This is a genomic window from Streptomyces chumphonensis, from assembly GCF_014779715.1.
In the GTDB taxonomy this organism is placed as follows: Bacteria; Actinomycetota; Actinomycetes; order Streptomycetales; family Streptomycetaceae; genus Streptomyces; species Streptomyces chumphonensis.
The window spans coordinates 259,240-276,815 of the sequence record NZ_JACXYU010000004.1 but is presented as its reverse complement, the minus strand read 5'-3'; the positions used below and the strand labels follow the sequence as shown (position 1 = coordinate 276,815).

10 protein-coding genes and 1 tRNA gene are annotated in these 17,576 nt (G+C 72.8%); 4 read left to right on the top strand and 7 right to left on the bottom strand.

Annotated elements, in window-relative coordinates; genetic code table 11:
• Positions 1 to 429: 429 nt before the first annotated feature.
• Positions 430 to 3,879 (top strand): carboxylic acid reductase, encoded by a 3,450-nt coding sequence (gene car, locus IF129_RS11165; protein ID WP_318153668.1) that lies wholly within the window; start codon positions 430 to 432, stop codon positions 3,877 to 3,879.
• Positions 3,880 to 4,182: 303 nt separating this feature from the next.
• Here car and IF129_RS11160 read toward each other — a convergent pair.
• From IF129_RS11160 to topA, 5 genes are all read right to left on the bottom strand, one after another.
• Positions 4,183 to 4,256: transfer RNA gene (locus tag IF129_RS11160), tRNA-Thr, on the bottom strand.
• Positions 4,257 to 4,314: 58 nt separating this feature from the next.
• Positions 4,315 to 5,886, bottom strand: coding sequence for an alpha/beta hydrolase (locus tag IF129_RS11155; protein ID WP_191209405.1), 1,572 nt, complete (start codon positions 5,884 to 5,886; stop codon positions 4,315 to 4,317).
• 58 nt (positions 5,887 to 5,944) lie between these two features.
• Complete coding sequence (locus tag IF129_RS11150; RefSeq protein WP_191209404.1) at positions 5,945 to 7,210, bottom strand: DNA polymerase III subunit delta'; 1,266 nt, start codon at positions 7,208 to 7,210, stop codon at positions 5,945 to 5,947.
• A 356-nt stretch (positions 7,211 to 7,566) separates the two neighbouring features.
• Positions 7,567 to 10,695, bottom strand: coding sequence for a dTMP kinase (gene tmk / locus IF129_RS11145; protein WP_191209403.1), 3,129 nt, complete (start codon positions 10,693 to 10,695; stop codon positions 7,567 to 7,569).
• Positions 10,696 to 10,826: 131 nt separating this feature from the next.
• On the bottom strand, positions 10,827 to 13,682 hold the full coding sequence (gene topA / locus IF129_RS11140; RefSeq protein ID WP_191209402.1) for a type I DNA topoisomerase: 2,856 nt from the start codon (positions 13,680 to 13,682) through the stop codon (positions 10,827 to 10,829).
• A gap of 508 nt (positions 13,683 to 14,190) precedes the next feature.
• Between topA and IF129_RS11135 the strand changes: the two genes are divergently transcribed.
• From IF129_RS11135 to IF129_RS11125, 3 genes are all read left to right on the top strand, one after another.
• A complete protein-coding gene (locus IF129_RS11135) occupies positions 14,191 to 14,601 on the top strand; it encodes a TM2 domain-containing protein (protein WP_191209401.1) in 411 nt (136 codons plus the stop codon).
• 6 nt (positions 14,602 to 14,607) lie between these two features.
• The gene (locus IF129_RS11130) at positions 14,608 to 15,027 is read left to right on the top strand and encodes a DUF2752 domain-containing protein (protein WP_191209400.1); all 420 of its coding nucleotides are present in this window, start codon (positions 14,608 to 14,610) and stop codon (positions 15,025 to 15,027) included.
• Positions 15,028 to 15,279: 252 nt separating this feature from the next.
• Positions 15,280 to 15,528 carry a TM2 domain-containing protein gene (locus IF129_RS11125; protein ID WP_191209399.1) on the top strand — a complete coding sequence of 83 codons (249 nt, stop codon included), beginning with the start codon at positions 15,280 to 15,282 and terminating at the stop codon, positions 15,526 to 15,528.
• A gap of 86 nt (positions 15,529 to 15,614) precedes the next feature.
• Here the strand turns inward: IF129_RS11125 and IF129_RS11120 are convergent, their stop codons facing one another.
• On the bottom strand, positions 15,615 to 15,821 hold the full coding sequence (locus tag IF129_RS11120) for a hypothetical protein (protein ID WP_191209398.1): 207 nt from the start codon (positions 15,819 to 15,821) through the stop codon (positions 15,615 to 15,617).
• A gap of 149 nt (positions 15,822 to 15,970) precedes the next feature.
• A complete protein-coding gene (locus tag IF129_RS11115) occupies positions 15,971 to 17,503 on the bottom strand; it encodes a DUF7059 domain-containing protein (RefSeq protein WP_191209397.1) in 1,533 nt (510 codons plus the stop codon).
• Between the last annotated feature and the right edge of the window lie 73 nt (positions 17,504 to 17,576).

Genomic DNA, 17,576 nt, shown 5'->3' with positions numbered 1-17,576 from the left:
CACACGTGTCCGGCTGTCGACAGACCTGGTGCTGCGCCGAGTCGTACGGAAAACGTGGCGCAGTTTCACATTCGGAATTCACGCGCCCTTCGGCGAATTTCGGCCGCAGGGTTCCCCGATGACGCTGGCACCCGTGAATTCTCGGGACGTTGAATCGTTCGTCCACTGCTCAGGTCCCGCATTGCGGTGCCTTCACATCGGCGACCGGGAGCGTCTCTCGGACCAGTGCCATGGTGGAGCAGGAGCCGATCGGCGAGCAAGCCCGCGGAAACATAGTCCGTCAGATGGGCCGCGGACGTACAACCCGGTCACGCCGGCGCCGGGACGGACCTGATGGACTGGTGATCCTTTGCTGGGAGCCGCGACCGGTGCGTGCCTAGCATCGCAACGCGCCCTCGACATCAGGAGTTGGCGTCATCCAGCAATCCGATGCGGAGATTCATCATGCGACTTGCGCGAGTGATGGCCGACATAATGGAGCGCTATACCGAGCGCCCGGCTCTCGGAGAACGCGCGAGGGAAATCGTCAAGGACGACCACACGGGCCGTACGCGTATACGCCTGCTGCCCCGGTACGACATGACCACCTACGGAGAACTGTGGCAACGCGTCCGCTCGGTGGCGGGCGCATGGCACCACGGCGCCGAACGCACGGTGGATGCCGGGGACCGGGTGGCGATTCTCGGATTCGCCAGCGTCGAGTACACGGTGGTCGATCTGGCCTGTGCCCATCTCGGTGCGGTCAGTGTTCCGCTCCAGACCAGTTCCGCGGTCTCCCAGCTCGGTGCGATCGTCGGTGAGACCGAGCCGGTGCTGATCGCCACCAGCATCGAGCGCCTGGACGCCGCGGCGGAACTGGCGCTGGGCAGCCCGTCTGTGCGGCGCCTGGTGCTCTTCGACTACGAACCGGCGGTGGACGAGCAGCGCGCCAGGTTCACGGCCGTCCGGGACCGCCTGGCGCAACAGGGGAGCGACCTGGACATCGACCTCCTGCGGGACGTGCTCGAACTCGGCGCCGAGCGCCCCGGGGCACCGCTGTTCCACGCCGAAGGCGACGATGACCCGCTGGCCATGCTCATCTACACCTCCGGGAGCACCGGAACCCCCAAGGGCGCCATGTACACGGAGCGCCTCGCCGCGGCCATGTGGGGCGGCGCCTGGTCGCAGCTGTTCTCAGACGAGCACGCGGCGAACCTCCACTACATGCCGATGAGCCACGTCGCCGGGCACTCCTCGCTGAAGAACACGCTGGCGCGCGGTGGCACGACGTACTTCACCGCGATGAGCGACCTGTCCTCCTTCCTGGAGGACATGGCACTCGCGAGGCCCACGGAGATGTCCCTGGTCCCCCGCGTGTGCGAAATGCTCTTCCAGAGATACCAGAGTGAACTCGACCGCCGTCTCGGCGAACCCGGCGACCGCGTGACGGAGCGGATCGAGGCGGACGTCAAGAAGGACCTCCGCGAGAACGTCCTGGGCGGCCGCGTGGCGTGGGCCAGTTGCGGATCCGCCCCGCTCTCGGCCGAGCTGAAGGAATTCACGGAGTCTCTGCTCGGCATCGACGTGCACATCATCTACGGATCCACCGAGGCCGCCGCCGTCTCGGTCGACGGAAGACTCCTGCGCCCTCCGGTCACCGACTACAAACTCGTGGACGTCCCCGAACTCGGCTACTACAGGACGGACGTGCCGTACCCGCGCGGGGAACTCCTGCTGAAGTCCGAGGCCATGGTCCCCGGCTATTACCAACGGCCCGAACTCAACGCGGAGATATTCGACGAGGACGGCTATTACCGGACGGGCGACATCGTCGCCGAGACCGAGCCGGGCCGGCATGTCGTCGTGGACCGGCGGAAGAACGTCCTCAAGCTGTCCCAGGGAGAGTTCGTCGCCACCTCGCGCCTGGAGGCTGCCTTCGCCGTCAGCCCGCTGGTCCGGCAGATCTTCGTCTACGGAAACAGCGAACGGCCCTACCTGCTGTCCGTGGTCGTCCCGACCACGGACATCCTGGAGCAGTACCGCGACGACGAGACGACGCTCAAGAAGCTGATCGGGGAGTCGTTCCAGGAGATCGCGAAGGAAGCCGGCCTCAACTCCTACGAGATCCCCCGCGACGTCCTGATCGAGACGGAGCCGTTCAGCCAGAGCAACGGCCTGCTCTCGGACCACCGCAAGCTCCTGCGACCCCAGCTCCTGGCGAAGTACCGCCGGGTTCTGGAGGACACCTACGCCGCCATCGCCGCCAGGGAGAACGACGAGCTGCGCGATGTGCGCCGCAGTGGCAAGGACCGCCCGGTCCTGGAGACCGTGCAGCGGGCCGTCCGGGCACTGCTCTCCACCCCGGCCGAGATCACCCCCGACACGCGCTTCCGCGACGTCGGCGGGGACTCCATCTCCGCGGTGAACTACTCCGACCTCCTCCACGACATCTTCGAGATCCGCGTTCCCGTAGACGTGATCGCCAGTGCCGGCACCGACTTGCGGCGCCTCGCGGGCTACATCGAGGCAAAGCTCGCGACCGGGCAACAGGGGGCGAGCTTCGCGTCGGTCCACGGGGCGGACAGCACCCGGGTCCACGCGAAGGACCTCACTCTCGACAAGTTCATCGACGCGGACACCCTCGCAGCCGCCCGGTCGCTGCCCCGCGTCCTCGGCGACCCGCACACCGTGCTGCTCACCGGCGCGAGCGGCTACCTCGGTCGCTTCCTCTGCCTGGAGTGGCTGAAGCGGCTCGCCCCGTCCGGCGGAAAGCTGATCGCCGTGGTGCGCGGAACAGACGACGCCGCGGCCCGCGCACGGCTCGCCGACGCCTTCGGCAGCGGGGACGGCGAGCCCGCCGCCGCCTTCCGAGAGCTGGCCGCCGACCACCTGGAGGTCCTGGCCGGCGACATGGCAGAGCCGCAGCTGGGCCTGAGCGACCAGGTGTGGCAGCGACTGTCCGTCGACGTCGACCGGATCGTCCACGCCGGTGCCCTGGTGAACCACGTGCTGCCCTACAACCACCTGTTCGACGCCAACGTGGTGGGCACCGCCGAGCTCATCCACCTGGGCCTCACGGAGCGACTCAAGCCGTTCACCTACATCTCCAGCGTGGCGGTCGCCGCGTCCCTGCCCGGCGACGGCGCCCTGGACGAGGACGCCGACGTGCGCGTGGCCCTCCCCGACCAGCCGGTCGACGACGGCTACGCCAGTGGCTACGCGACGAGCAAGTGGGCCGGCGAGGTGCTGCTGCGGGAGGCGTACGACCTGCACGGACTCCCGGTCACCACGTTCCGGTCGAACATGATCCTCGCGCACACCGACTACCCGGGACAGCTGAACATCCCCGACATGTTCACCCGGCTGCTGCTCAGCCTCATCATCACGGGCATCGCCCCGCACTCCTTCTACGAGACCGACAGCGCGGGGAACCGGCAGCGCGCCCACTACGACGGCCTGCCCGTCGACTTCACCGCCGAGGCCGTCGTCGCCCTGGGCGGCGCCCCCCACGCGGGATACCGGACGTACAGCCTGGTGAACCCGCACGACGACGGCATCTCGCTCGACACCTTCGTCGACTGGCTCAACGAGGCCGGACACCGCATCGACCGCGTGGACGACTACGCCGACTGGTTCGCGCGGTTCGAGACGGCCCTGCGCGCGGCACCCGAAGCGCAGCGGAACCACTCGATCCTCCCGCTCCTGAACGCACACCGGAAGCCGGAGGCCGTCGTCAACGGATCCGCGATCCCCTCCGCCCGCTTCCGGGCCGCGGTCGAGGACGCACGCCTCGGCCCGACGGGCCGGATTCCGCGGCTGTGGCCGGCCTTCATCGAGAAGTACGCGAACGACCTCGCGCACCTGACCGGACGTGCACCGCAGGACCGAAGTGCGGCCTGACGGAGAGCCGGCAGCGCGGGCCACGCCCGGGGCACTCTCGACGGGCGAACCGAACCACACCGTCACGGCCCCGGACGCGTCCGGGCTACGAAGGGGGCGTCCGTGATGAGGGCGGCCACCGTGTCCGGTGGAGACGTCCACCAGGTGAGCGACTGTCCGACTGTCGTGGTGGGTGGCGGCGTCCTCGCCCACCTGGGCGCCCTCACCGGTCGGCCCTTCGAGTCGCGTCGGAGGTGAGTCCGTAGCAGCCGAGGGATACGAGAAGGGCCAGGCCAGACAGAGTCTGACCTGGCCCTTCCTCGGAGCCGCCTAAGGGAATCGAACCCTTGACCTACGCATTACGAGTGCGTCGCTCTGGCCGACTGAGCTAAGGCGGCGTTGCTGCGGTGCAGCGCGGTTCAGTTTACACAGGTTGGCGGGGTGCTCGCGCCGGGGTCAGCATCGCTTCCCGTCGTCGGGGACGGTGCCCTCCAGGAGGTAGGAGTTGACCGTGCCGTCGACGCAGGTGTCGCCCCGGCCGTAGGCGGTGTGGCCGTCGCCGTCGAAGGTGAGGAGGGTCGCGGAGTCGAGTTGGGCGGCGAGGCCCTCGGCCCAGACGTACGGGGTGGCCGGGTCGCGGGTGGTGCCGACGACGAGGATCGGGTCGGCGCCCTCGGCCTCGATGCGGTGGGCGCGGCCGGTGGGCTCGACGGGCCAGTCGGTGCAGATCAGCGCGGAGTAGGCGAAGTTCCGGCCGAAGACCGGGGAGGCCTTCTCGAAGTCCGGGACGGCGGCCTCGGCCGCCTCGGCGCCGTCGAAGGCGGCGGGCTGGTCGATGCAGTTGACGGCGGCGTTGGCGTACATCAGGTTGCCGTAGGAGCCGTCGGGGGCGCGCTCGTAGTAGCTGTCGGAGAGGGCGAGGAGCCCGGCTCCGTCGCCGTCCCGGGCGTCGGTGAGGGCCTGGCGCAGACGCGGCCAGTACTGCTCGGTGTACATGGCGCTGATCACGCCCGTGGTGGCGAGCGACTCGGTCAGTTCGCGGTCCCCGCCGGTGGGCAGGGGCTTCTCGTCGATGTCGGCGAGGAGGGACGCGAGTGTGGCACCGGCGGCTTCGGGGTCGTCCCCGAGGGGGCAGTCGGACTGCTCGGCGCAGTCCTCGGCGAAGGCGGTGAAGGCGGTGTCGAAGCCGGCGGTCTGGTCGCGGTTGAGCTTCTCGGCGGGCAGTGAGGGGTCCATCGCGCCGTCCAGGACGAGGCGGCCGGAGCGGGACGGGAAGAGGCCGGCGTAGGTGGCCCCGAGGAACGTGCCGTAGGAGTAGCCGAGGTAGGTGAGCTTCTCGTCGCCGAGCACCTCGCGCAGGACGTCCAGGTCGCGGGCGGCCTCGACGGTGGAGACGTGGCCGAGGAGCTCGCCCGCGTCGTCCGCGCAGCCGGCGGCGAAGGCGTCGTTGGCCTCCTTCAGGGCGGCCGTCTCGGCGGCGTCGTCGGGCGTGACGTCCGTCTGGGTGTGGGCGTCCATCTCCTCGTCGGTCAGGCATTCGACGGGTTCGCTGCGGGAGACGCCGCGCGGGTCCATCCCCACGATGTCGTACGCGGCGCGGACGTCGGCGGGCAGGCCGACCCCGGCGAAGTTCTGCACGAAGTCGACGGCGGAGCCGCCCGGGCCGCCGGGGTTGACCAGGAGGGAGCCGGTCGGCTCGCCGTCGTCCGTGGCGCGGGCGCGGACGACGGCGACCTCGATGTCGTCGGCGGCGTCGGGGGCCTCGTAGTCGAGCGGGACGGTGAGGTCGGCGCACTGGAAGCCCTCGGGTCCGCAGTCGCGCCAGTCGAGCTCCTGGTCGTAGTACGGGCGCAGGCTGCCGGGGATCTCCGCCGACAGCGGCTCGAGGACGCGGTCGACCCCGCGGTCGACGTTGCCCCCCGCCGGGTTGGGCGGCGCCGAGCCGTCCTGCGCCGTGCAGGCGGAGAGGAGCAGCGCGGCCGCGGCCGTGAGCGTGCCGGAGGTACGGAGCAGCCGCCTGGTTTCCATCGGGTCACCTTCGCCGGATCGGGGCCGTGGGCAGTTCCCCGGAGCGTATATCGCCCGGTCAGCCCGTGCGCAGCGCGAGCGTCATGGCTTCGACGGCGAGGAGCGGCGCGACGTTGCGTTCCAGCGCCTCCCGGCACGCCAGGATCGCCTCCATGCGTCGGAGTGTCTGCTCGGGGCGGGACCCGGCCGCGACGCGGGCGACGCCCTCGGCGGCGGACAGGCCCTGGTCCGGAACGGGGTGGACGGGGGCCGCACCGAGCTGGTGGGCGAGGACGTCGCGGTAGAAGCCGGCGAGGTCGGTGAGGGCGAGGTCCAGGGAGTCCCGCTGGGTGCGGGTGGCGCGCCGCTTCTGCCGGTCCTCCAGCTCCTTCATCGCGCCCGCCGTGCCGCGCGGCATGCGCTTGCCCTCGGCGCCGCCGAGCGCGGCGCGCAGGTCGTCCGTCTCGCGGGCGTCGAGCTCCTCGGCGACCTGCTTGGCGTCCTCGGTGGCGGCGTCGATGAGCTCCTGCGCGGCGGTGAGGCAGCCGCCGACCGTGTCCACGCGCAGCGGCAGCCGCAGGACGGCGGTGCGGCGGGCGCGCGCCCGTTCGTCCGTGGCGAGGCGACGGGCGCGGCCGATGTGGCCGCCGGTGGCGTGCGCGCACGCGGCGGCGAGCGCGGGGTCGATGCCGTCCCGCCGGGCGAGGAGGTCGGCCACGGCCGCGCCGGGCGGGGTGCGCAGGCCCAGGTGGCGGCAGCGGGAGCGGATGGTGGGGAGCACGTCCTCGGTCGAGGGGGCGCACAGCAGCCAGACCGTGCGCGGTGCGGGCTCCTCGACGGCCTTCAGCAGGACGTTGCCCGCTCCTTCGGTGAGTCGGTCGGCGTCCTCCAGGACGATCACCTGCCAGCGGCCTCCGGCCGGCGACAGCTGGGCGCGCCGCACGAGCTCACGCGTCTCCTTGACGCCGATGGTCAGCTGCTCGGTGCGGACGACGTCCACGTCGGCGTGGGTGCCGACGAGCGCGGTGTGGCAGCCGTCGCAGAAGCCGCAGCCGGGGGCGCCGCCGAGGGCGCGGTCGGGGCTGACGCACTGCAGGGCGGCGGCGAAGGCGCGGGCCGCCGTGGAGCGGCCGGAGCCGGGCGGCCCGGTGAACAGCCAGGCGTGCGTCATGGACGAGCCGGCGGCGACGGCGGACTCGGCGGAGGTGTCGACGGCGACGTGCGCGGCCGCCGCGTCGGCGCCGGCGCGGGCGTGTGCGGTGACGTAGGCGTCGGCGTCCCGGGCGGCGGCGGTGAGCTGGCTCGCCACCCTGTCCTGGCCGACCAGGTCGTCCCACACCGCCATGGTTGCCTCTCCGCTGCCGCTGACCGCTGCCACTGCCCCTGTCGCGTCCATTGTCGTGGATGGCGCTGACACCGGGCCCCACTACGCCGGACGGGCGAATCCGGGGCGTCCTCCCGGGACGGACACGCCGGAATCCGACTAGTCATATGGCATGGTCGCCATGCAGCCGCAGGTCCGGCTTCTCGCCGCGACCGGCTCCGCGACTCCCAATCCTTGCCGGACTCCCAAGGACGCGAGGACAGCCCGCGTGGCGTCCGCCTTCGACGGACCGCCCGCCGGGCACCGGTCGCCGACGGATCGGACCGGGCTGCGCACGCGTCGTCCGGGCCGCGGGGGCGGCCCGGACGACGAACGACTCAGTCCTTCCCGCCGCTCCCGGTACGCCTGCTCCCCCGGTCGTCCTCGCCGCGCCCCTCCGTCGTACTCCGACGGTCGTCGGCAACCGGAGCGCCCTCGGCCGGCGTGTCCTCGTCGGCCTCGTCGTCGGGGGTGCGGTGGGGGCCGAGCAGTTCGTCCGCCAGGGTCGGCAGGTCGTCCATCGGCGTCTCCTCGGCCCAGGCGGGACGCGGCCGGGAGCGTCCCTCGGTGTCGAGCCGGGGCAGTTCGCGGGTGGCGTCCTCGGGCTCGCCCGAGGCGTCCGGCCGCGGCAGCTCGCGCGTCCGGTCGGCCGGGTCCGCCTCCCGCCGCTCGTCGGCGTCGACCTGCGGCAGCACCCGCGTCTCGTCCTCGCCGCCCGGGGCGTCCGGGACCTGCGGCACCTGCACGGTGTCCTCGTCGGGGGACGCGGCCGGCGGTCGTTCCGGCCGCCGCGCGGCGCGGCTCTGCTCGGAGCGCAGCAGCGCCTCCTCCGCCTTGCGCTGCTTCTCCGCGCGCCGGTCCGCCGCCTCCTGGCGCAGGCGCTTCTCCTCCTCGTGCTGCCGGGCCAGCCGCTCCTGCTCGGCGCGGCGGGCGGCCTCCTCGGCCTCGCGGCGCCTGCGCTCCTCCTCCGCGCGGGCGCGCATCTCCTCGGCGCGGCGGCGCGTCTCCTCGGCGATGCGGGCCTCGGCGGCGCGGCGGGCGGCCTCGGCCTCCTGACGGCGCCGCTCCTGCTCCCTGGCCTCCTCCTCGGCGCGCTGCCGGGCGAGTTCGGCCTGCCGCTCCCGCTCCTGACGGGCCAGCTCCTCCTGTCGCTCCCGTTCCAGTCGGGCGAGCTCCTCCTGCCGCTCCCGCTCCAGGCGCTCCGCCTCGGCCCTGCGGCGCTCCTCCTCGGCGCGGCGGGCGGCCTCCTCGGCCTCGCGGCGCCTGCGCTCCTCCTCCGCCCTGCGGCGCGCCTCCGCGCGCTCCCGGATCTCCTGCTCCGACAGCGGGAGCACCTGGTCGAGGCGGTGCCGGACGACGCCGGTGACGGACTCGGCCTCCTGGCCGGCGTCCACGACGAGGTAGCGCGCGGGGTCGGCGGCGGCCAGCGCCAGGAAGCCCGCACGCACACGCTGGTGGAACTCCGAGGACTCCGACTCCAGTCGGTCGGGGGCCTCGGTGAAGCGCTCCCGCGCGGTCTCCGGGGAGATGTCCAGCAGGACGGTCAGATGCGGGACGAGACCGCCGGTCGCCCAGCGGGAGATGCGGGCGATCTCCGACGGCGACAGGTCCCGGCCCGCGCCCTGGTAGGCCACCGAGGAGTCGATGTAGCGGTCGGTGATGACGACCGCCCCGCGTTCGAGGGCGGGACGGACGACGGACTCGACGTGCTCCGCGCGGTCCGCCGCGTACAACAGGGCCTCGGCGCGGTCCGACAGCCCGGCCGAGGACACGTCGAGCACGATGGAGCGCAGCCGCTTGCCGAGCGGTGTGGCGCCCGGTTCGCGGGTGACGACGACCTCGTGGCCCTTGCCGCGTATCCACTCCGCGAGGGCCTCGGCCTGGGTGGACTTGCCCGCGCCGTCACCGCCCTCCAGGGCGATGAAGAACCCGGTTCCGGCGGGGGCCTGGGCCGGGTCGCCGCCGCGCAGCGCGTCGAGCAGGTCGCGGCGCAACGGGACGCCCTGCCGGTCGTCGACCCGCGTCAGCACCAGGGCGGCGACGGGCAGGAGCAGCGCGCCGAGCAGCATCAGGACGAAGGCGGCGCCGCCGTGGGCGAACACGAACGCACCGCTCTCCACCCGCTGGTCGCCGATGAGCGCGGCCAGCGCGGGGGCGACGAGGGCGGCGAGGGCGACGGTGAGCCGGACGACGGCGCCGAGGTGCTCGGTCATCCGCGAGCGGCGCGCCTCCTCCGTCTCCTGGTCCAGCACGGTGTGCGCGGACCGGGCGGCCACACCGGCGGCCAGTCCGCTCAGGAGCGCGGCGGCGAGCATCGTCGCCGTGTCGGCGATCAGCCCGGTCAGCAGAAGCCCGGAACCGGTGACGATGAGGGCGAGGGCCAGCACGCGCCGCCGGGGCAGACCGGGCAGCACGTGGCCGGCCCACCGGACGCCGCCCGTCGTGCCGCCGGTCAGGGCCAGGACGAGGAGGGCGTACGTCACCGGGCCGCCGCCGACGTCGAACGCCTGCAGCACGCCCACCGCGACGGCACCGGCCACCGCGCCGGCCACCGCCGCGGCCGTGAGGACGAGCGGCGGAATCGACCCGGTGCGCCCCTTGTCCGTACCGGCGGCCGTCCGGGGACGGCGCAGCCCCTCCAGCGGGGAGCGCGGCCGGGGCGTCTGCGTGGCGGGCAGCGTCAGCATGACGAGCAGGGAGATCGACGCGGCGAACATCCCGGCCGCCACGTACGAGGACAGGGCGGCCTGGTGCTCGCTGAACCAGGTGATGCCCGTGCCCAGCAGGTTGCCGACCAGGGTGACGGCCAGGAGGACGAGCGCCGCCGCCGGGAAGGCCAGGAACGCGCTGCGGGCCCAGAGGCGACGCAACGCGTCGTGCTGGTCCGGAAGCGGCCGTACGGCGGCGCCCTCGGGCGGGGGCTCGGGCAGCAGGGCGGGGGCCGCGCTGTCCTTGGCCACCGTCCACAGCCGCTCGGCCACACCGGCCAGGAAGACGGTGATGAGGAGGAAGGCGTAGGCGCTGTCCGGCGTCCAGGTGATCCACAGCGGTGCCACGATCAGCAGCGCGGCCCGCAGGCCGTCGGCGCCGACCATCGTCCAGCGACGGTCGAGCGCGCCACCGGGCGTGACGAGGGAGGAGACCGGGCCGAGCAGGACGGCGCCGAAGAGCAGCGTGGCGAGAAGGCGGGTGGCGAACACGGCCGTGACGGCCAGGGCGGCACCCTGGTAGCCACCGCCGAACACCGTTTCGCCGCCGGTCAGCTCGACGCGGACGGCCGCCTGGACGGCGAGGAGGGTCAGGACCAGCAGCGCGAGGGCGTCCCCGATACCGCTGACGTAGCTCGCGCTCCACAGCCGCCGCAGCGGGGCGTAGCGGACCAGAGCCCGTACGGCACGCTCGCGGGAGTCCGCGGCGAGGGCTTCGGAGGCGGAGTTGCCCGCCGTTGGCTGCTCTGCACGCGTCATACGGGCAGCGTATCGACTACGGCCGACACGGTTGGCCCGGACCCGAACAAAGGACCGCCCGGCGACCGGTCCGCACGGGCGGCCCCGCGGGTGCGGGGTGCTCGGGCGTCGGCCGGTCGCCGGGCGAGGGCTCAGTCGTCGGCGGTGGTCTTCTTCGCCGCCGCCTTCGCGGGGGCCTTCTTGGCGGTGGTCTTCTTCGCCGCCGTCTTCTTGGCCGTGGTCGTCTTCTTCGCCGTCGTCTTCTTCGCCGTGGTCTTCTTGGCGGCCGTCTTCTTGGCCGCCGCCTTCTTCGCGGGGGCCTTCTTCGCCGTCTTCTTCGCCGGGCCCTTCGCGCGCTTCTCCGCGAGGAGTTCGAAGGCGCGCTCCTTGGTGATCGTCTCGACGTCGTCGTCGCGGCGCAGCGTGGCGTTCGTCTCGCCGTCCGTCACGTAGGGGCCGAAGCGACCGTCCTTGACGACGACCGGGCGGTCGTTGAACGGGTCGTTGCCCAGCTCCTTCAGCGGCGGCTTGGCGGCGGCCCGCCCCCGCTGCTTGGGCTGGGCGTAGAGCGCCTGCGCCTGCTCCAGGGTGACCGTGAAGAGCTGCTCCTCGGTCTCCAGGGAGCGGGAGTCCGTGCCCTTCTTCAGGTAGGGCCCGTAGCGCCCGTTCTGCGCGGTGATCTCGTTGCCCGACTCCGGGTCGACGCCGACGACGCGGGGCAGCGACAACAGCCGCAGGGCGTCCTCCAGCGTGACCGTGTCCAGGTCCATCGACTTGAACAGCGAGGCCGTGCGCGGCTTGACGGCGTTCCTGCCGGTCTTCGGGGTGCCCTCGGGGAGTACCTCGGTGACGTAGGGGCCGTAGCGGCCGGACTTGGCGACGACCGGGTTCCCGCTCGCCGGGTCGGTACCGAGCTCCCGCTCGCCGCTGGGCCGGGCGAACAGCTCCTCGGCCATCTCGACGGTCAGCTCGTCCGGCGGCAGGTCGTCGGGAACGTCGGCACGCTGCCCGGTCTCGCCCTCGGGACCGGGCTTCTCCACGTACGGGCCGTAGCGGCCGACGCGGAGCATGATGCCCTGGCCGACGGGGAAGGACGACACGCCCTTGGCGTCGATCGCACCGAGGTCGGAGACCAGTTCCTTCAGGCCGCCCAGGTGGTCGCCGTCACCGTTCCCGGCCTCGGCGGCACCGCCCGCGGTCGCCTCGCCCTCGCCGAAGTAGAAGCGCCGCAGCCACGGCACCGACTCCGCGTCGCCACGGGCGATGCGGTCGAGGTCGTCCTCCATCTGCGCGGTGAAGTCGTAGTCGACGAGGCGCCCGAAGTGCTTCTCCAGCAGGCCCACGACGGCGAAGGAGAGGAAGGACGGCACGAGGGCCGTGCCCTTCTTGAACACGTACCGCCGGTCCAGGATGGTGCTGATGATCGACGCGTAGGTGGACGGGCGGCCGATCTCCCGCTCCTCCAGCTCCTTCACCAGCGTCGCCTCGGTGTAGCGGGCGGGCGGCTTCGTGGCGTGGCCGTCGGCGGTGATCTCCTCGACGCCCAGGGCGTCGCCCTCGCTGACCTGCGGCAGTCGGCGCTCGCGGTCGTCGAGCTCGGCGTTCGGGTCGTCCGCGCCCTCGACGTACGCCTTGAGGAAACCGTGGAAGGTGATGATCTTGCCGGTGGCGGAGAACTCGGCGTCCCGGCCGTCGGCGGCGCGTCCGGCCACCCTCACCGTGACGGACTGCCCGACGGCGTCCTTCATCTGCGAGGCGACGGTCCGCTTCCAGATGAGCTCGTACAGCCGGAACTGCTCGCCGGTCAGCCCCGTCTCGGCGGGGGTGCGGAACCGGTCGCCGGAGGGGCGGATCGCCTCGTGCGCCTCCTGCGCGTTCTTGACCTTGCCCGCGTACGAGCGCGGCTTGTCCGGCAGGTAGTCGGCGCCGTACAGCTGCGTGACCTGGGCGCGGGCGGCGGAGACGGCCGTCTCGGACAGCGTGGTGCTGTCCGTACGCATGTAGGTGATGAAGCCGTTCTCGTACAGGCGCTGCGCCACCTGCATCGTCACCTTCGCACCCATGCCCAGCTTGCGGGACGCCTCCTGCTGGAGGGTGGTGGTGCGGAAGGGCGCGTACGGGGAGCGGCGGTACGGCTTGGACTCCACCGACCGGACGGCGAACGGCGCGTCCGCGAGGGCGGCGGCGAGCGCGCGGGCGGTCTCCTCGTCCAGGTGCAGGACCTGGTCGGCGCGCTTGAGCCGCCCGTCGGCGCCGAAGTCGCGGCCCTGGGCGATACGGCGGCCGTCGACGGCGGTCAGCCGGGCCGTCAGCGTGCTCGGGTCGGACGCGTCACCGGTGCGGCCGGTGCCGAAGGTGCCGGTGAGGTCCCAGTACTCGGCGGAGCGGAACGCCATGCGCTCGCGCTCCCGCTCGACCACGAGCCGCGTCGCCACGGACTGCACCCGGCCCGCCGAGAGCCGCGGCATGACCTTCTTCCACAGCACCGGGGAGACCTCGTAGCCGTACAGGCGGTCGAGGATGCGGCGGGTCTCCTGGGCGTCGACGAGCTTCTGGTCCAGGTCGCGGGTGTTGTCGACGGCGGCGCGGATCGCGTCCTTGGTGATCTCGTTGAAGACCATCCGCCGCACCGGGACCTTGGGCTTCAGCACCTCCTGGAGGTGCCAGGCGATGGCCTCGCCCTCCCGGTCCTCATCCGTGGCGAGGTAGAGCTCGTCGGATTCGGCCAGCAGCTCCTTGAGCTTCCTGACCTGGTCCTTCTTGTCGCTGTTGACGACGTAGAGCGGCTCGAAGTCGTGGTCCACGTTGACGCCGAGACGGGCCCACGGCTCGCCCTTGTACTTGGCCGGCACCTCGGCGGCGCCGTTCGGCAGGTCGCGGATGTGCCCGACGCTCGCCTCGACGACGTAGCCAGGGCCGAGGTAGCCCTTGATCGTCTTCGCCTTGGCGGGCGACTCGACGATCACGAGTCGACGACCGCCCGTTGCGGTATCGCTGGTCGGGGACAACTTCTCGCTCTTCTCTCCGGTCGGTGGTCAGCGCGTGCGCTGCGGGGGTGGTGCGGGGTGGTGCGGTGCCGCGTCCGGCGCGACGCCGTGCACGGGGGAGGAGCTTGGCGCACGTCCCCCGTATCCGACGTCGGCGCGGTGGGATGGTGCTCCGTCGCGCTGGTGGGTCGGAGTGTGACCGTACCTCCCGCTCTCCTGTCAAACGGGAAAAGTCAGCAACGCCACTCGAACGGTAACCCGACTAATCACCTCACCGCCGTTCGACGAGGCCCGGGCACCATGGGCGCAGCCAAGCCCGTACATGCCGAAACGTCCGGACACGCCCCAGAGTGCCCGACTCTCACGGTATCCACCCGGCGGCGATCCCCGGAAGCCGCCTCGATCTGTCGTGAACACCACACCCTGAGTGACCCCGGACGCTGCGCCGACAACCCCGTTCCTGCGGGCCCGCAACGGCTGGCAGTATGGCGGCGTCACTGCTCATACAACGCTCACTCGGGGGACGAACGTGTCAGACCCGCAGCAGAACCCCTACGGCCAGCCAGGCCCCTACGACCAGCAGCCGGGTCAGCCCGGCCAGTACCCCGGCCAGCCCGGCCAGCCCGGTTACGGCTACCCGCAGGCCCCGCCCGCCCCGGGCGGCGTCGCCCCCGGCCAGTACACCGGCGACCCGAACGCGCCGTACGGCTACGACCCCTACGGCCGGCCGTACTCCGACAAGTCCAAGATCACCGCGGGTCTGCTCACGCTCCTCGTCGGCAGCCTCGGCATCGGCCGCTTCTACACCGGCCACGTCGGCATCGGCGTCGCCCAGCTGCTCACCTGCGGCGGCCTCGGCATCTGGGCGCTGATCGACGGCATCATGACGCTGACGAAGAACGACGCGACCGACGCACAGGGCCGCATCCTGCGGAGCTGACCGCTCGTGCTCACGCGTACCGGACTCCCGGAACCGCGCACCCGCCGGATCCACCCGGCCGTGGCGCCGCTGGCCGCTCTGGCGGCCGGCGGCGCGGGTGCGGCGTACCTGTGGGGCACCAATCCCCACGAGGCGGGGCAGCTGCTGCCGCGCTGCGCGTTCAACTGGGTGACGGGCCTGGACTGCCCGGCCTGCGGCGGCACCCGGATGGCGTACGACCTCATGCACGGCGACGTGGCCGCCGCGTTCGCCGACAACGCCGTCCTGCTCACCCTCGGCCTTCCCGGCGCCGCCTATCTCGGCGGGCGCTGGCTGGTCGAGGGCCTGCGGGGACGGCGCTACCGGCCCGCGATCGGCACCCGGGGCGTCCTCGCGATCGTGGGTGTCGCCGTCACGTGGACGGTCCTGCGCAACCTCCTGGGCTGACCCCGGCGGGGCAGCCGTGCGGTTCACCGGCCGCCCCGGACACCCCGGAACCGCTTCGTCGGTTTTCGGCCGGGCCAGACCGTTTCACACCCTCTACGTGATCACGGTTCGATCACAACTCAACCGTTCGTACAACCACACGCGGGCGAAGGGGGTCCAGATCTTCGCCGCCTCAGGCTCGTGTGTACCCGGGCGGCCGTGGGCGCTCGGATTGTCGCGTCCTGATCAAACTGTTCAGAAGGAGCACCACCCATGGCGTACGCCGGCACCACGGCCCCCAACGGCCAGCCCTACTCCGACAAGTCCAAGATCACCGCGGGCATCCTGACCCTGCTCCTCGGCAGCCTGGGCATCGGCCGCTTCTACACCGGCCACACCGGCATGGCCATCGCGCAGCTGCTCACCTGCGGCGGCCTCGGCGTCTGGGCGCTGATCGACGGCATCCTCTTCCTCACCAGCAACGACCGCACCGACGCCCAGGGCCGTGTGCTGCACCCCTGACACCTCGGCGCGACCGTGACCGAAGCCGGTGGCCCGGCGACCTCCCCGGTCGCCGGGCCACCGGCGCGTCGCGGTCCCCACACACGTCACAGGCCGAGCAGCAGCCAGCCGCCCGTCCCGGTGAGCACCAGCCCCGAGACGGCCGCGATCAACGCCGCCCCGGACGGGGAGACGTGCTCCGTGGGGGCGACCACCGGACGGCGCTGCCCCGTCCGTATCACCGTCCACAGCAACAGCGCGGCGCCGAACAGGGCGCAGACCAGACCGACGAAGGCCGCGGGTGCACTTTCCATGCGGGGAGCGTGCCACCGCGCGGCGGCCCGCGCCGGAACGCCTCGGAGGCGAACGGCTGAACGGCTGACAAACGGCGTCCGACCAACCGACCTCCGCCCGCCCGGGCCGCACGAGACCTCCCCACCCCCGCGGCGGCCCGTCCGCTCCGTCAGTCCCCGGCGGGCAGCAGGAAACCCTGCTCCACCAGGAGGCGGATCGCCTGCGGTGTGCGGTCGCGCAGCACCGCGCGCTCCTCCCCCACCAACTGCGCGATGGCGTCCAGGATGCGTCCGGCAGGGAGCGTGCCGTCGCAGACCCCGGCGAACCCCGCGCCCACCGTGTCCACCTGCGAGGCCCGGCGCATGCCACGGCTCTGCCGCAGCACCACGTGCTCGGGGTCCTCCGCGCCGGGCGGGCCGATCTGCTCCTGGACGATCCCCTCGGCGAGCCGGAACCGCGTCGCCAGCAGGGCCGCGTCGTCGTGGGACCGCAGGAAGTCCTGCCGCGCGAAGTGGCCCGCCACCGTGTCGCCGAGCGGCTGTTCGACCGGGTGCGACCACTCCTCGATCGTGACGGCCGGGTCGAACGCCCCCGAGTGGCGCAGCGTGATCCAGCCGAAGCCGACGGCCTCGGTGCCGGTGCGCTCGAACTCGTCCAGCCAGGCGTCGTACCGCGCCGCGTACTCACCGGCGCCCTCGGGCCCGGGCCGGTGGTCCCCGGCGTCGCGCAGCCACAGTTCCGCGTACTGGGCGACGTCCTGCACCTCGCGCTGCACCACCCACGCGTCGCAGCCGGACGGCAGCCAGGACCGCAGCCGCTCCCGCCAGTCCTCCCCCCGCACGTGCTGCCAGTTGGCCAGCAGCTGGCAGTGGCCGCCCTCGGCGAGGTGGGCGGCCGCGTCCGCGACGAGGGTGCGGCAGACGTCGTCACCGCCCAGCCCGCCCTCCCGGTACACCAGCCGCTCCTCCCCCCGGCGCGGCGGCGCGATGACGAACGGGGGGTTGGAGACGATCAGGTCGAACGGTTCCGCGCCCTCGACCGGGGCGTACAGCGAACCCTCCAGGAAGTCCGCCGCCCGCTCCCCGGAGAGCGCCAGCGTGAGGGCGGCGCAGCGCAGCGCGCGGGGGTTCACGTCCGTCGCCGTCACGTGCGCGGCGTGGCGGGCCGCGTGCAGCGCCTGGATGCCGGAGCCGGTCCCGAGGTCCAGGGCCCGGCGCACGGGGGTGCGGACCGTGATCCCGGCCAGCGTCGTCGACGCACCGCCGACCCCCAGCACCACGTCCGCGTCCCGGTGGCCGATACCGCTGGCGCCGCCGACCGCGCACCCCCGGTCGGAGACGATCCACCAGTCCTCCCCCTCCGGGCCGCCGTAGGGGCGCACGTCGACGGAGGCGCGCACGTCATCGCCGTCCCCGCCGGTCAGCCACCCGTCGGCCAGGGCGGGCGCCAGCGGCAGCACCGCCTCCGCTCGGGCCCGCGCGACGGGTTCCTGGAGCAGGAACAGCCGCACGAGCGCCTCCAGCGGGCTCCCGCCGCGCGTGGCCCGCAGCGCGGGGACGGTCTCGCTGCGGGCGAGAGCGGCGTAGGCCGGGGCGCCGAGGAGCTCCAGCAGGCCGTCCACAGTGAAGTCGGCGGTCAGGAACGCCTCGCGCAGGCGGTCGGAGGTCGCGCCGGTGACGGTGGGCAGGGGATGCGTACTCACCGCTCCATTGTGCTGCCTGCGCGCTGCGACGGGCGCCGCCGCGTCAGCACGGCGCGGCTCACGGGCGTCTGAC